The following is a 383-nucleotide window of genomic DNA, read 5'->3' on the forward strand; positions in this document are numbered from 1 at the left end:
CGCCCGATCTGGCGCGTGCGCACCGGCTGATCCATCGCCTGGAAGCAGGCATCTGCTGGATCAACACCTGGGGCGAGTCGCCCGCACCGATGCCGGTAGGTGGCTACAAGCAATCGGGCGTGGGTCGCGAGAACGGGTTGGTCACCTTGCAGGCCTATACGCGCACCAAGTCGGTTCAGGTCGAGCTGGAACGCTACGCATCGGTGTTTTGAGCGGCCGACGCTGCAACGCACGTCACCGCTGGATGCGTGCGTTGCGCCCTACACACGCACTGTGCGCACCACAACATCGCCGCGCCCAGGACAGCGACCGCGCAGTGCCTTGACTGCCGCTGCACCGCTCACGCATCAGGAGACCACCATGCAACGCGAATACGACTACGT

1 protein-coding gene is annotated in these 383 nt (G+C 64.8%); it reads left to right on the top strand.

The window, feature by feature from the left end:
* Nucleotides 1–212, top strand: a 212-nt coding sequence (locus EO174_RS16890) for an aldehyde dehydrogenase family protein (protein WP_126946093.1), incomplete at its 5' end; no start/stop codon positions are given.
* Between the last annotated feature and the right edge of the window lie 171 nt (nucleotides 213–383).

It is taken from the genome of Xanthomonas sp. BRIP62418 (assembly GCF_003993495.1).
Taxonomy (GTDB): domain Bacteria; phylum Pseudomonadota; class Gammaproteobacteria; order Xanthomonadales; family Xanthomonadaceae; genus Xanthomonas; species Xanthomonas euroxanthea.